At 59.4% G+C, this 14019-nt stretch carries 9 protein-coding genes; 5 read left to right on the top strand and 4 right to left on the bottom strand.

Going from position 1 to position 14019, the window contains the following annotated elements:
* Positions 1-95: 95 nt before the first annotated feature.
* Positions 96-2726: an alanine--tRNA ligase gene (alaS, locus tag NLK58_RS00380; RefSeq protein ID WP_341581677.1), complete on the bottom strand. Its 2631-nt coding sequence runs from the start codon at positions 2724-2726 to the stop codon at positions 96-98.
* 141 nt (positions 2727-2867) lie between these two features.
* Between alaS and NLK58_RS00375 the strand changes: the two genes are divergently transcribed.
* Positions 2868-3422 carry an RDD family protein gene (locus NLK58_RS00375; protein ID WP_117620198.1) on the top strand — a complete coding sequence of 185 codons (555 nt, stop codon included), beginning with the start codon at positions 2868-2870 and terminating at the stop codon, positions 3420-3422.
* A 24-nt stretch (positions 3423-3446) separates the two neighbouring features.
* On the opposite strand, the gene lptG is transcribed toward NLK58_RS00375, so the two are convergent.
* Positions 3447-4508 carry an LPS export ABC transporter permease LptG gene (gene lptG / locus NLK58_RS00370; protein ID WP_117620197.1) on the bottom strand — a complete coding sequence of 354 codons (1062 nt, stop codon included), beginning with the start codon at positions 4506-4508 and terminating at the stop codon, positions 3447-3449.
* A complete protein-coding gene (gene lptF, locus NLK58_RS00365; RefSeq protein WP_341581674.1) occupies positions 4495-5604 on the bottom strand; it encodes an LPS export ABC transporter permease LptF in 1110 nt (369 codons plus the stop codon). Before lptF ends, lptG begins: the two co-directional genes overlap by 14 nt.
* Before the next feature lie 243 nt (positions 5605-5847).
* Between lptF and NLK58_RS00360 the strand changes: the two genes are divergently transcribed.
* From NLK58_RS00360 to NLK58_RS00345, 4 genes are all read left to right on the top strand, one after another.
* Positions 5848-7341: a leucyl aminopeptidase gene (locus NLK58_RS00360; RefSeq protein WP_117620196.1), complete on the top strand. Its 1494-nt coding sequence runs from the start codon at positions 5848-5850 to the stop codon at positions 7339-7341.
* Entirely contained in the window at positions 7328-7858 is a 531-nt protein-coding gene (locus NLK58_RS00355) for a DNA polymerase III subunit chi (RefSeq protein WP_117620195.1), read from the top strand. Before NLK58_RS00360 ends, NLK58_RS00355 begins: the two co-directional genes overlap by 14 nt.
* A gap of 316 nt (positions 7859-8174) precedes the next feature.
* On the top strand, positions 8175-11027 hold the full coding sequence (locus NLK58_RS00350) for a valine--tRNA ligase (RefSeq protein WP_341581673.1): 2853 nt from the start codon (positions 8175-8177) through the stop codon (positions 11025-11027).
* Positions 11028-11032: 5 nt separating this feature from the next.
* Positions 11033-11926: a 2-dehydropantoate 2-reductase gene (locus NLK58_RS00345; RefSeq protein WP_341581672.1), complete on the top strand. Its 894-nt coding sequence runs from the start codon at positions 11033-11035 to the stop codon at positions 11924-11926.
* 52 nt (positions 11927-11978) lie between these two features.
* Here NLK58_RS00345 and NLK58_RS00340 read toward each other — a convergent pair whose 3' ends face one another.
* Positions 11979-14009 carry a methyl-accepting chemotaxis protein gene (locus tag NLK58_RS00340; protein WP_117620192.1) on the bottom strand — a complete coding sequence of 677 codons (2031 nt, stop codon included), beginning with the start codon at positions 14007-14009 and terminating at the stop codon, positions 11979-11981.
* Positions 14010-14019 lie beyond the last annotated feature (10 nt).

The raw sequence follows: 14019 nt of genomic DNA, 5'->3' as shown, positions 1-14019 counted from the left end.
ATATCCGAAACGGGGACTCACAGCGGAACAATGCCCCGCCACTCACAATAAACGGGCGGGATTATAAACCCCAGCCCGCCCTTTAAAAAAGTTGCTTAAGCGATATTTTTTTCGACCCAGGCCGGAATTCCCGCCAGTGCCTCAGCCAGCCTGGAGGGATCATTGCCTCCACCCTGGGCCATATCGGGGCGACCGCCACCCTTGCCATCCACCTGAGCCGCAAGGTGCTTCATCAGGTCCCCGGCCTTGATCTTGCCGGTGGCAGATTTGGTGACACCGGCAACCAGGGTCACCTTGCCACCCTCAACACTGGCGAGGACAACAACGCCCTCACCCAGCTTGTTCTTGAGCTGATCAGCGGTTTCCATCAGCGCTTTGCGATCCGCACCTTCCATTTCCGAAGCCACCACCTTGAGGCCGGCAACCTCCACAGCCGAACCAGCCAGGTCACTGCCCGCGGAGCTGGCCAGTTTAGCCTTCAGGACATCAATGTCTTTCTCAAGCTGACGGTTGCGGTCGATGGTCTGCTGAACTTTTTCGACGACGGATTCCCGCGTGCCCTTTACCAAGCGGGCAGTTTCCCGCAGGGTGCGCTCGGTTTCATCAACCCAGTCCAGCGCCCCCATGCCGGTCACCGCCTCGATCCGGCGCACCCCGGAGGAGATACCGCTTTCCGAGGTGATCCTGAACAGGCCAATATCACCGGTCCGGCCCACGTGAGTGCCGCCGCACAGTTCCACGGAGTAGTTGTCGGTACCCATGCTCAGCACCCGGACCACATCGCCGTATTTCTCTCCGAAAAGCGCCATGGCGCCCTTTTCCTGGGCCTTTTCCATATCGGTAATTTCGGTCTGTACCGGGCTGTTTTCCAGAATCTGCTCATTCACCTGGCGCTCAATTTCCCGCAACTGCCCGGGCGTTACCGCCTCGAAATGCGAGAAATCAAAACGCAGTTTGTCCGGATCCACCAGCGAGCCCTTCTGGGTCACGTGCTCGCCCAGAATCCTGCGCAAGGCAGCATGCAAAAGGTGCGTAGCGGAATGGTTGCGCTTGGTGCGCTCACGGCGGGCATGGTCAATGCGCGCGTCCACTTCCAGCCCGGGGAACAACTCCCCTTCAATCAGAGTACCGAGATGCAGATGGTTATTCCCTTCCTTGCGGGTGTCCGTTACCTTGAACCGGCCGCCGCTCCAGGTCAGCAGCCCGGTGTCGCCTACCTGGCCACCGGATTCGGCATAAAAGGGGGTACGCTCAAGCACCACGACCGCTTCATCACCGGCTTCAGCGGTCTTTTCTTCGCCATTCACGATAACCGCACGAATTTTTTCGTGGCCGTCGATGCGCTCATACCCGGTGAATTCGGTTTTGCCCTCAATCTGCAGGCCGGCGGCGTTGTAGTCGATACCGAACTTGCTGGCTGCCCGGGCGCGCTCTCGCTGGCCTTCCATAGCTTTCTCGTAGCCCTCGTAATCCAGTGTCAGGCCGCGCTCACGGGCGATGTCGTTGGTCAGGTCAACCGGGAAGCCAAAGGTGTCGTACAGGGTAAAGATCGTTTCGCCCGGAATTTCCGTGCCCTTGAGCTCGGCGATGTCCTGCTCGAGCAGTCGCAGGCCTTTGTCCAGAGTCTTGGCAAACTGTTCCTCTTCCTGCAGCAGCACCTTCTCAATCTGTTTGCGGCTGCTTACCAGCTGCGGAAACGCAGCGCCCATCAGTTCACACAGCGCACCGGTCAGCTTGTAGAAGAACGGCCCGGTTGCCCCCAGCTTGTTGCCGTGGCGGGCTGCGCGACGAATGATCCGGCGCAGGACGAACCCACGGCCCTCGTTTGAGGGCATAACACCATCGGCAATCAGGAAGGCGCAGGAGCGGATGTGGTCGGCAACCACACGCAGGGACGCCTCCGTGGCTGCCGCGCCACCAAGAACCTTCGAAGCAGCCGTGAGCAGATCCTGGAACAGGTCTATCTCATAGTTGCTGTGAACGCCCTGAAGCACAGCGGTAATCCGCTCCAGTCCCATGCCGGTATCGACGGATGGCTTGGGCAGCTTCAGCATCTCACCGTCGGCAGTACGGTTGTACTGCATGAACACCACATTCCAGATTTCAATGTAGCGATCACCGTCCTCCTCCGGGGAACCGGGAGGCCCGCCAGCGACATCCGGGCCATGATCGTAGAAGATTTCGGTACAGGGGCCGCAGGGGCCGGTGTCGCCCATCTGCCAGAAGTTGTCAGACGCATAGCGGCCGCCCTTGTTGTCGCCGATACGGACGATGCGCTCTGCCGGGACACCGATTTCCTTGTTCCAGATGTCAAAGGCTTCGTCGTCTTCAGCGTAAACGGTCACCCAGAGCTTGTCCTGAGGCAGATTCAGCCATTCCTCACCGGTGAGGAATGTCCAGGCGTAGTTGATCGCTTCGCGCTTAAAGTAGTCACCGAAGCTGAAGTTGCCCAGCATTTCAAAGAAGGTATGGTGGCGAGCAGTGTAACCCACGTTCTCCAGGTCATTGTGTTTGCCACCGGCGCGGACGCATTTCTGGGAGGATGTTGCCCGGGTATAGTCGCGCTCTTCACGGCCAAGGAACAGGTCCTTGAACTGGTTCATTCCCGCATTAGTAAACAGCAACGTGGGATCGTCCGCGGGTACCAGCGAACTGCTTGGAACAATTGTGTGACCTTGCTGCCTGAAATAATCGAGGAACGCCTGTCGCAACTCAGCGGTTTTCATAGCCCTTTGATACCTTTCCAGAAACCCGCCGGGAATGCCGCCGGGTCCGCGATTGAATACGAATGCTTACATGCTTGTGCAAATCCGCTACTCTAGCACACGCCGAGAACAGGAAAAACGTGAAACATCACAGGAGATTCCATGCCCCGACGCTTCCACGACGCCGAGGAACTATCCCCCCCGGCCACCGCCCTGAAACGGGCCCTGGCGATTATTTACGACGGTTTGATCAGCATTGCCGTGCTATTGGTAGTCACCTGGGCCTACACCATGGTTGCCGGATGGGTCACTGGCTGGGACCGCTACGAGCAGATGGCCGAGGCAGGCCAGCTTTCCGGTGACCCCGGCTTGACCTTCGTGCTGTTCCTGGTGCTGTACCTGTTTTTTGCCTACTTCTGGACACGCGTCGGGCAAACCCTGGGGATGCAGGTGTGGCGAGTCCGCATCGAGAACCTGGACGGCACTTCCGTAAGCTGGACCCAGGCGCTGATCCGCTATGTGACGGCCGCGGCGGTCATCTTCCTGGCCCTGCTCGCAAGCCACTACCTGGGCGCAGCAACACTATTCCTTTCAGTTCCGGCTATGATCGCCCTGTTTTACCCTATCAACGGCCTTTCCGTTACAGACCGGCTGTCCGGCAGCTTGGTTATCTCCTTACCCAAGGAATCCGGAAAGAAGCAGTCTGCGAACAGATGAAAACCGGCCGTGTAACCGGGCTGATCATCCGGCCCGGCGCATCAGGATTGCGCCCACCACTGCATTGACCGCAATGGGCACCAGCACCGCCAGCATCGGGTTAAACCCGTAGAGCAGGCTCATGGGCCCCAGCAGGTCCTGCATGTATTTGAACAGAAGCCCCACCAGCAGCCCCGTGAACACCCGGAAACCCATGGTGACAGAGCGCAGGGGGCCAAAGATGAAGGATATGGCAACCAGTACCATGACGGCCGTGCCCAGCGGCATCAGTGCTTTTTTCCAGAAGGCAAGCCAGTATCGCGAGGCATTCAGGCGCTGCTCCCCGAGATATCTGGCGTAGGTGTACAGGCCCGTCATGGAGAGATTTTCTGGTTTAACAATCAGAACGCTCAGTACACCTGGGGACAAACCTGTCTCCCATCTCAGGGTCTGGCTTTCAGAGCGAGCAGTTCTATTGCCCTCAAAATTCGTGGTGCGGACATTCTCCAGCAGCCAGTAGTCGCCCTGGAAAATTGCCCGTTCGGCAAAGCTGGCCGAGATCAACAGACGATCGTCGTCGAAGCGGAACCGGGAGACACCGTGCAGCACGCCGTTCGGCTGGACTGCGTTCAGGTGGATATAGACATCCCCCTCCTTGTGCCAGACGCCAGACGCCGAAGCCACATTTCTTCCCGCGCCGAGGGCCACGGCCTTGTCGCTCTGGGCCACGCGTTCCGCCGGAGGTGCAACATACTCGCCGATCACAAGCCCCAGCAAGACCACTACGAGCGCCGGCTTCATGGCCGACCAGACAATACGCCTGAGCGACACCCCGGCGGCGCGAATGACCGTGAGTTCCGAGGAACTGGCCATGGAGCCGAGGCCAATCAGGCAGCCCATGAAAGCGCCGAGCGGAAGGTAATCGTAGATCCGGCGCGGCACAGTCAGGAGAATATGCCAGAGCACCTGAAGCGTCTGGTAGTCGTTGCGGGTATTTTCCAGCTCGGCAATGAACGCAAACACCAGATCCAGCGACAGCACAACAACCATCACCAGAAAAATGGCGCCGCCAACCGTGCGCATTACATAGCCGTCAACCCTGCGCATGCACGCCTCCCTCCCTGGCTATACGCCGCCGGTGCAGCCAGCCAGGACCGAACTGGAGCCAGAGACCCAGGGCCGTGAACAACCCATGCACCCAGAGCATGCCGACCCACTCGGGCACCTTGCCCGCAGCCAGCCAGTCCCGGGCCACAATAAGCAGGCCGAGGTAGGTGATGTAAACCAGCATCGCCGGCAACAGATGAAAAAAGCGGCCCTGCCGGGGGTTGACCCGGCTCAGGCTCACCGCCAGCAAGGCAACGACCGGAACAATCAATGGCAGGGAAAGACGCCAGTGAAGCAGTGCCCGGTCTCCGGGATTGTCTGACTGCATCAGGCTCAGGGTGCTGATCCCTTTCTCAAGTTCCTGGGCCCCGGTTTTGCCGCTCTCGATCCTCAGGCCATAGGCTTCAAAATCAATCAGCTTGTAATCGAGTTGGCCAGCGACGCCCTCGAACCTGCCTCCCTCTTCGAGTATGAGAAAGCGACTGCCGGTTTCCGAATCTATCAGCTGCGAACCTGTTTCGGCGGTGATAATGGTCAGGCCATTACCATCCTGCGCATATTCGGCAATGAAAACGCCCCGCAACTGACGCTTGTCCTCGCTGAGACTTTCGGTATAGGTCACCCGCCCGCCTGAGGCAAAATCCTGGAACCGCCCGGGCGCCAGCATTTCAAACTCCGTGGCCTTGCGCTGCTCGTTGATAATGTCTTCAACCTGCTTCATTCCCCACGGCGAAACATAGAGGCTCATGGCCCCGACAATGATCATTACCGGAAAGCTGCCAATCAGAGTCTTACCAAGCAATGCCTTATTGCTCACACCGCAGGCATGGAGCACCGTCATCTCGCTTTCGAGATACATTCGCCCGTAGGCCAGCAGAATTCCGATGAACAGCCCCAGTGGCAGTATCAGCTCAAGAAAACCGGGGAATCGATACGCCATGATTTCAAACAGCACCCCGGCCGAAATGCTCCCTTCAGCTGCGCTGTCGAGGTACTTCAGGAAACGGCCACTCATAAACACCAGCAACAGGATGCCCGAAACGGCAACCATGCTGATCATGGCCTGGCGTATGAGGTAACGGAAAATGATGCTCAAATCGCTCTCTCTGGCCGTATCCGGTGAAACGTGGAGGATGCTGGGAACAGCGCGTATTCTATGTAACCTTGATGCCGAATGACAGAGCAGCGGCATTACACCGGCATGAAGGGCCGGCCAGGCCGGCAAGCGGGACCAACCGCTTGATAATATCCTTGCCAGCCCCAATGCTAAACTGGATAACATTCAAGCACGATTGCCCGCCTCTGGCGGACGTCTCCCGAACAATCAACAGGAGTTGCCATGAATTTCAGCCTGAGCAATAAAGCCATCAACAGCACCAAAGCAGACTGCCTCGTTGTCGGCTTGCCCGAAAAAGGCACCTGGCCGCAATCCACCAACCAGGCAGACGAGGCGCTGGGCGGGCTGATCAAAAAACTCCAGAAAGCCGGCGACCTTACCGGCAAGAACGCCACCACGGCGGCCATTCCGCTGACAGATCAGCCCTGGGGTCGTCTGCTGGTGGTTGGCACGGGTAACGATAGTGATCGAACGCCGGCGAATTACCGCAAGGCCCTGATCGCCATGATGACAGCCCTGAAGGATGGTCCCTCGAAAAGCATCGCCGTCGCCCTCGCAGACACCCCCGTAACCGGCGAAGACGCGGTAAGCTCCGAAGCCGCCCGCCTCAGCCTTATCGGCCGCACCCTGGAAGATCAGCTTTACACCTTCAGCGACTTCAAGAGTGAAAAGCCGGCAGCCCGCAAACTGAATAAAGTAGCGGTAGTTGCCTCGAGTGCTGCCAAAGACCTGAAAGATGCGTTCAATCTCGGCCTCGCCACCGGCCGCGGCATGAACCTCACCCGCGACCTGGGCAACACCCCACCCAACATCTGCCACCCGGAATGGCTGGCTCAGCAGGCGAAGAAGCTGGCGGAGGACCATGACTGCATCAAGACCGACGTGCTTGATGAAAAGCAGATGGAAAAGATGGGCATGAACACCATCCTGGCCGTGGGCAAAGGCAGCACCCAGCCCCCGAGACTGATCGTGATGGAATACCGTGGCGGTAAGGCCAAGGACAAGCCTCATGTCCTGGTGGGCAAAGGCATCACCTTCGACACCGGCGGCATCAGCCTCAAACCCGGTGAAGGCATGGATGAAATGAAATACGACATGGGCGGCTCCGCCAGCGTATTCGGCGCCATGCAGGTCCTGGCCGAAACCCGGCCCAAGATTAACGTAGTGGGCGTGATCGCCGCAGCGGAGAACATGCCGGACGGCGGCGCCTCGCGCCCGGGCGACATCGTCACCACCCTCTCCGGCATGACCGTTGAAATCCTCAACACCGACGCCGAAGGCCGCCTGGTACTGTGTGACGCCCTCACCTACGTGAAGAAATTCGACCCGGCCGCAGTCATTGATCTGGCCACCCTCACCGGTGCCTGCATCATCGCCCTGGGCAACCACGCCACCGGCCTGCTTGCCAATAACGACGACCTGGCCAACGAACTGCTGGCTGCCGGCGAACGCGCCGGTGACCGCGCCTGGCGCCTGCCCCTGTGGGACGAATACCAGAGCCAGCTCGACAGCAACTTCGCCGACATGGCCAACATCGGGGGCCGCCCCGCCGGCACCATCACTGCCGCCTGCTTCCTGTCCCGGTTCACCAAGGATTACCGCTGGGCCCATCTGGACATCGCCGGCACCGCCTGGCACTCCGGCAAAGCCAAAGGCTCCTCGGGCCGCCCGGTACCCCTGCTGGTCGACTACCTGATGTCCCATGCAGGAAAGTAACCCGGCCACTATCCACGGGCAAGGCAGCCCGGAGACCGGCAGCCCCGCTGCCGGCCCCTCCGGCCAGGAAGACCGGAACCAACGCTACTGGTTCCACATTCTCGCCCAGAACTCCCCCGCCGCCCGCAACCTCCACGCCGCCAGACTCGTGGACAAAGCCTGGCGGCAGGGTGACCGCGTGTGCATCGTCTGCGATACCGCCAGGCACGCCGAAGAACTGGACGACCTGCTGTGGAGCTTCAGCCCTGATGCATTCATCCCCCACAGCGTCGTTCCCGACTCCGCCACCACCTGTCCGGACCCCGTCGGTATCTTGCTCTGCCCGCCTGTTGCCGAGGACTGGGACACGGTGATCATACTTTCTGCAACATTGCCGCCTGATGCTGACCGGTTTAAACGGCTTGCTCTGGTTGCCCATAACGATCCGAACGTTCTCAATCAGGCGCGGTCGCATTTCAAGCAGTTGAGGACTCTGGGGATTGAGCCCCGGGTGCATGATCAGAGGAAACGGGGGTAGGTTTTTGTCGGATTACGCTTCGCTGATCCGACCTGCGTTTTCCACAGCCCGTTACTCCTGCGAACTGCACGAGTTCGGACCGGCGGGGTTGGGGGCCACTTTCCAAAACTGTTGAGGGCCATGGACGGCCCGAAACAAGCGCACATGGATGTGCTCGTAGCGTGTTTTGGAAAGTGGTCCCCAACCTCGCCTCGCACACAACTAGCAGGCTACTGACAGAACCCACCTCCAAGGTTCGCCGCATCACCGGCGACCATGTATAATCGGGCGTCTCAATTTTCCCTTGTGAATCAACCAACGGTCACTGCAGAACCCCATGGAAAAAACCTACCAGCCAGAAAACATCGAGCGCCAGTGGTACGAAAACTGGGAATCCAAAGGGTACTTCCGCCCCAGCGGTGAAGGCCAGTCCTACAGCATTGCCATCCCGCCGCCCAACGTCACCGGCAGCCTGCACATGGGCCACGCGTTCCAGCACACCATCATGGACACCCTCACCCGCTTCAAACGCATGCAGGGCCGAAACGCACTCTGGACCGTTGGCACCGACCATGCCGGCATCGCTACCCAAATGGTGGTTGAACGCAAACTGGCCGCCGAAGAAGACAAAACCCGCCACGACCTGGGTCGGGACGAGTTCATCAAACGGATCTGGGACTGGAAAGAACACTCCGGCGGTACCATCACCCGCCAGATTCGCCGCCTCGGCAACTCCGTGGACTGGGACCACGAACGCTTCACCATGGACGACGGCTTCTACAAGGCCGTTCAGGAAGTGTTTATCCGCCTGTACGATGAAGGCCTGGTATACCGTGGCAAACGGCTGGTGAACTGGGACCCGAAACTGCACACCGCCATCTCCGATCTGGAAGTGGAAAACAAGGAAGAGAAGGGCTTTTTCTGGCACCTGCGTTACCCGCTGGCTGACGGCGCGCAAACCCGGGATGGCAAGGACTACCTGGTGGTCGCCACCACCCGACCGGAAACCATGCTCGGCGACACCGCCGTGGCCGTACACCCGGAAGACGAGCGCTACCAGCATCTGATTGGCAAGCACGTGTTGCTGCCGCTGGTGAACCGCCGCATTCCCATCGTGGCCGATCACCATGCCGATCCGGAAAAGGGCTCCGGCTGCGTGAAAATCACCCCGGCCCATGACTTCAACGACTATGCCGTGGGCAAGCGCAACAACCTGCCGATGATTAACGTCATGACCCAGGACGCCAACATCCGGGACGTGGCCGAGGTGTTCAATGCAGACGGCACCGAAAACACCGAACTCGACGGCACCATGCCGGGCGCCTACGCTGGTTTGACTCGCGAAGCGGCGCGCAAGCAAATTGTTGCCGATATGGAAGCCGAGGGGCTGGTCGAGAACATCGAGGATCACGTACTCAGCGTTCCACGCGGTGACCGGTCGGGCCTGATTATCGAGCCCATGCTCACCGACCAGTGGTTTGCCGATGCCAAGACCCTGGCCAAGCCGGCCATTGAAGCGGTGGAAGACGGTCGTATCCAGTTCGTACCCAAGCAGTACGAAAACATGTACTTCGCCTGGATGCGCGATATCCAGGATTGGTGTATCTCGCGCCAGCTCTGGTGGGGCCACCGCATTCCGGCCTGGTACGACGCCGACGGCAATATCTACGTGGGCCGCAGCGAAGATGAAGTGCGCCAGAAGCACAAATTGGACGCCAATGTCGCCCTCGAGCAGGATGAAGACGTTCTTGATACGTGGTTCAGCTCTGCCCTGTGGACGTTCGGCACCCTGGGCTGGCCAGAGATCACCGAGCGCCTGAAAACGTTCCATCCGACCGACGTGCTGGTCACCGGTTTCGACATCATCTTCTTCTGGGTTGCCCGGATGATCATGATGACCATGCACTTCATGAAGAACGAAGACGGCACACCCCAGGTGCCCTTTCATACCGTGTATGTCACCGGCCTGATCCGGGACGAGCACGGCGACAAGATGTCCAAGTCCAAGGGCAACGTGATCGATCCGCTGGACATGATCGACGGCATCAGCCTGGATGACCTGCTGGAGAAGCGCACCGGCAACCTGATGCAGCCCAAGCTGGCCGAGAAGATCGGCAAACGCACCCAGAAGGAATTCCCGGAGGGTATTGCCGCTCATGGCACTGACGCCCTGCGCTTCACCCTGGCGGCCATGGCCACCACCGGCCGTGACATCAACTGGGACATGAAGCGCCTGGAGGGCTACCGCAACTTCTGCAACAAGCTGTGGAACGCCGCCCGTTACGTGCTGATGAACACCGAAGGCGAAGACTGCGGCGTCAACGACGAGCCGGTGGAGCTGTCACTGGCTGACCGCTGGATCATCAGCGAACTGCAGAGTTGTGAGCAGGATGTGATCCGCCACCTGGACCAGTACCGTTTCGACCTCGCAGCCTACGCGTTGTACGAGTTTATCTGGAACGAATACTGCGACTGGTTCCTGGAGCTGTCCAAGCCGGTTCTGAACGATGAGAATGCCAGTGCTGAAGCCAAGCGTGGCACCCGCCGCACCCTGGTCCGGGTGCTGGAAGCGGTCCTGCGCCTGGCCCACCCGATGATGCCGTTCATCACCGAGGAAATCTGGCAGCGCATTGCGCCCCTGGCCGGCAAAAGTGGCGACAGCATCATGCTGCAAGCCTTCCCCCAGCCGGATGCCACCAAGCAGGATGCTGCTGTTACCGCTGACATTGAATGGCTCAAAGGGGTCATCGTGGCCGTGCGGAACATCCGTGGTGAGATGAATATCTCCCCGGCGAAAAAGATTCCGGTCCTGCTGCGGAGCAAAGACGCCGAAGACCAGCGACGTATGAACGACAACCGCCAGTTCCTGAGCTCCCTGGCAAAGCTCGAGAGCCTGGACTGGTTTGAAGGCGAAAAAGCCCCGATGTCTGCCACCCAGCTTGTTGGCGAAATGGAAGTGCTGGTCCCCATGGCCGGCCTGATCGACAAGGATGCAGAGCTCAAGCGCCTGGACAAGGAGCTGGAGCGCCTGCAGAAAGAAATTGGCCGCCTGGAAGGCAAGCTGGGTAACGAGAAGTTTACCGCCAAGGCACCGGCCGAAGTTGTTGAAAAGGAGCAGGAAAAGCTCCGTGACGCCCAGAGCAGCCAGGCCCGCCTGAGCCAGCAGCGGGCCGACATCGAGGCCATGTAACCGACATGATCGCCATTCTGGGCGCAGGTTCCCTGGGGCGGCTGTGGGCCGCCTCATTGAATCCCGGCCGGGCTGCGTTCATTGCCCGGCCTGCTGAACCGCCCAGGGCGGCCATCCGCTATCGGTTCCGGCCTTTCAATGGGCCGGAATCGATCATCGAGGTTCCCTGGCTCAGGGCCGGTGACAACCCCGAACTGATTCTGGTCACCACCAAGGCCGGCGACACCTTCGGGGCGATTGCCGGAGTAATCGACCGGTTCCCCCAAAGTTCCCCAATCATTCTTTTCCAGAACGGCCTCGGCAGCCAGCAAACGGTGACTGCCCACTGGCCGTACCGCCCCATCCTGGCAGCCAGTACCACCGAAGGCGCCAACCGGCCGGAGCCGGATCTGCTGGTCCACGCCGGCACCGGTGACACCTGGATCGGGCCAATGACCAAATCCGCTGGCAGCTACCTCAACAAGGCAGTGGCGTTACTGAGCGCCGGCGGCCTGACGATTCATCCCGAGCAGACTATTCGCCAGCGGCTCTGGCAGAAGCTTATTATCAATGCCGGCATCAATCCCTACACCGCCATCCTGGACTGCCCCAACGGCGATATCCTTGCCTCTTCCCTCTATCGGGACACCATCCGCGGTCTGTGCCGCGAACTATCAGATCTGATGCGAGCAAGCGGACAGGGCGAGGAAACGCCGGAAGCCCTTCGTCACAGGATAGAAACGGTTGCCCGCAAGACTGCCCGCAACACCTCGTCCATGCGTGCTGATGTTCTCAAGGGCCGCACCACGGAGATAAACTTCATCAACGGCTATCTGGCGAGGCTGGGAAAAGACTTCGGCATCCGGACACCAGTGAACCAAATGCTGACCGAGCAGGTACAACAGCTGTCGTCACATTAACAGGCGCAGACTGATGAGCAATCGCCTTTTGTCAGCACAAACGTCGTGCCGGTCAGACCTTGAAGGCCTCCACCAGCCGCTGAAGCGAAGCCGTCCGTTCCGACATTTCCCTCGAGGACCCCAGCGTCTCCTCCGCGTTTGCGGCGGTCTTTTTGCCCAGTTCGCCAATTTCCTCTACGTTCGAATTGACGTTCTTCGCGACGGCGGACTGCTCCTCCGCAGCCTGAGCGATCTGGTGGCTCATATCCACAATGACCGCAATACCATTGGCAATCCGATCCAGCGCCTGCGTCACCTCACCGGATTTCTGCACCGTCGCTTCGGTAACATCCCGGCTGTTGGTCATGGCGGACACAGCGTCCTTAACACCGCTCTGCAGCCTTGAGATCATCCCTTCAATCTCTTCGGTCGACTTGTGAGTGCGCTGTGACAATGACCGGACTTCATCGGCAACCACGGCAAACCCGCGCCCCTGCTCGCCCGCCCTGGCGGCTTCAATCGCCGCATTCAGGGCCAGCAGATTGGTCTGTTCCGCAATGGCCTTGATTTCCACCAACACCTGGCTGATATTGTCGCTGTCTTTACTGACCCTGTTGATCACCTCCACCGCGCCCGAGATTTCGGCAGCCAGCTTATTAATGGTTGCCACAGTATCGGCAACCACACCACGACCGGTTTCGGTATCCCGTTCGGCATTGCCGGCACTGTCGGCGACCCTGTGGGCACTTTCGGTGACCTCGTTCACGGCTTCAACCATCTGGTTCATGGCCTCATTAATCTGGCCGCTCTCATCCATCTGGCGAGCCACGGCCTCACTGTTGGCCGCTGCAGTGTCGTTAACCCGGGTCGCCTGCTGATCCACATCGGCCGTGGTACGACTGACAGACCGTATCAGTTCGGCGATCCGGTCCGTCATGTTGTTGAACTCCGCTGTCAGTTCGCCCAGTTCGTCCCGGTTATGCAACATGATGTGGGTGGTCATATCGCCGGCGGCAACGCCCCTTGCGGCCTCACTGAAACGGTTGATGGCGGTACGAACCGACATGAAGAAACCGATGTAGAGGTAAACAACCACCAGCAGAATGGCAACCAGTGCAATGATGATCAGGCGACGCTGACTCATCTCACTATCGAGCCGTGACCGCAGGTTGGCATTCACCACCTCAAACGCGGCGGCTTTTACCCGATCGTAGTGAGCCAGCTGTTCTGACATCAACTCATCGTATTCCTGCCAGGGCATTTCCAGGCGCATGGGTGTGATAACATTCTGGTCCAGCTGGTCCCGAACAATCATCAGGCTTTCGTCAACCCTGCGAATTGCCCCACCCGACTTCTCCACCAGAGCGGGCGACGACTCAGTGACGACAGACAGCGCCGGAGTAAGGAGCGAGCTGCGATTGGTCAGCTGGTCATAGATTTCATTCAGGGTTTCACTCAGGGCGTAGCCTACCTGCCCATCGACCAGCGCAAAGATACCGTAGGATTTTGCCCGTCCGATAACGGTGCGAGCCGCCGGAAGTGAATCACGAACCAGGCCAAGGATCAGCAGATTTTCCCGCGAAGCCCCGTGCCCGAGGCCGGAAATCTCAATGGTCGCCGGCAACAGGGCCTGGGCCTTCTGGACGAACTCCTGATAATACTTGAATTGCGGATCGAAACTGCCCAGGTAGTTATCGTCGGCGCGCAGAGCCTGCCAGTCCTGCCGGAGTGTCTCGACCTGTCCGGTCCAGGAGCCGGAAGCATCAAAGGAACGCTCCTCTGCAGTCAGCGCCTCCAACCTCGCCTCAACTTCACTGGCCGCTTCCTCTGACGCGGCCATAATGGCCCCGTCATCCTTGATCACAGCCGGAGAACGATAATCCCGGTAATCCATTGCCGCATCGACCAGCCGGTCAACCTGCTCCAGTTGCTCAAGCCCCTCGACGCCACGGGTCATGGCCTGAACCGAGCGGTTAAGCTCGGAGATAACCAACCATGACAGTCCACTGATCGGTAACAGAAACAGGATGCTGATGAGGCTGAATTTGTAGACCATCGGCAGCCGGTTCATAAGGGCAATGGCAGGATTGATAAGGTGCTTCACGGTGACCCTC

The organism is Marinobacter metalliresistant, assembly GCF_038098645.1.
In the GTDB taxonomy this organism is placed as follows: Bacteria; Pseudomonadota; Gammaproteobacteria; order Pseudomonadales; family Oleiphilaceae; genus Marinobacter; species Marinobacter metalliresistant.
The sequence above is the reverse complement of the archived record's forward strand: the minus strand, read 5'-3'. Positions and strand labels throughout refer to the sequence as shown.

What these genes read in the sequence shown, in the direction of transcription:
- alaS (WP_341581677.1), bottom strand. Translation starts at nt 2,726, where the DNA reads ATGAAAACCGCTGAGTTGCGACAGGCGTTCCTCGATTATTTCAGGCAG.
- NLK58_RS00375 (WP_117620198.1), top strand. Translation starts at nt 2,868, where the DNA reads ATGCCCCGACGCTTCCACGACGCCGAGGAACTATCCCCCCCGGCCACC.
- lptG (WP_117620197.1), bottom strand. Translation starts at nt 4,508, where the DNA reads ATGCGCAGGGTTGACGGCTATGTAATGCGCACGGTTGGCGGCGCCATT.
- NLK58_RS00360 (WP_117620196.1), top strand. Translation starts at nt 5,848, where the DNA reads ATGAATTTCAGCCTGAGCAATAAAGCCATCAACAGCACCAAAGCAGAC.
- NLK58_RS00355 (WP_117620195.1), top strand. Translation starts at nt 7,328, where the DNA reads ATGCAGGAAAGTAACCCGGCCACTATCCACGGGCAAGGCAGCCCGGAG.
- NLK58_RS00350 (WP_341581673.1), top strand. Translation starts at nt 8,175, where the DNA reads ATGGAAAAAACCTACCAGCCAGAAAACATCGAGCGCCAGTGGTACGAA.
- NLK58_RS00345 (WP_341581672.1), top strand. Translation starts at nt 11,033, where the DNA reads ATGATCGCCATTCTGGGCGCAGGTTCCCTGGGGCGGCTGTGGGCCGCC.